A 571-nucleotide genomic window follows, 5' to 3' on the forward strand; every position below is an offset into this window, starting at 1 on the left:
TCTCAACCACCAAAGAGCTTGAAAGGCGGGTTACGCGTAACAGAACAAGGCGAAATGATCCGCTTTAAACTGGGTCTACCAGATGTTGCGGTAAACAGCTTCAACTTGTATGCAAGCGCCATTTTGGAAGCAAATCTACTGCCACCACCAGAGCCAAAACAAGAATGGCGCGACTTGATGGAAGTGCTGTCGGAAGTGAGCTGTGAAGCTTACCGTGGCGTCGTCCGTGGCGAACCAGATTTTGTTCCATACTTCCGTCAAGCGACGCCTGAACTAGAGCTAGGAAAACTGCCGCTTGGTTCACGCCCTGCGAAACGTAATCCAAATGGCGGTGTAGAAAGCTTACGTGCAATTCCTTGGATCTTCTCGTGGAGCCAAAACCGTTTGGTGCTTCCGGCTTGGTTAGGCGCAGGTGAAGCTATTCAGTACTCAGTAGACAAAGGTCATCAGGCGCTACTGGAAGAAATGTGTCGCGAATGGCCGTTCTTCTCAACTCGCCTAGGTATGCTTGAGATGGTGTACACCAAGTGCAACATGGAAATCTCTCGCTACTATGACCAACGCCTAGTTG

1 protein-coding gene is annotated in these 571 nt (G+C 50.1%); it reads left to right on the forward strand.

From position 1 onward, the window contains the following. Positions 1-571 (forward strand): phosphoenolpyruvate carboxylase (locus R7F64_RS24170; protein ID WP_318072188.1); only part of this gene is annotated, 571 nt, incomplete at both ends.

It is taken from the genome of Vibrio sp. Vb1980 (assembly GCF_033338615.1).
GTDB lineage: Bacteria > Pseudomonadota > Gammaproteobacteria > Enterobacterales > Vibrionaceae > Vibrio > Vibrio alginolyticus.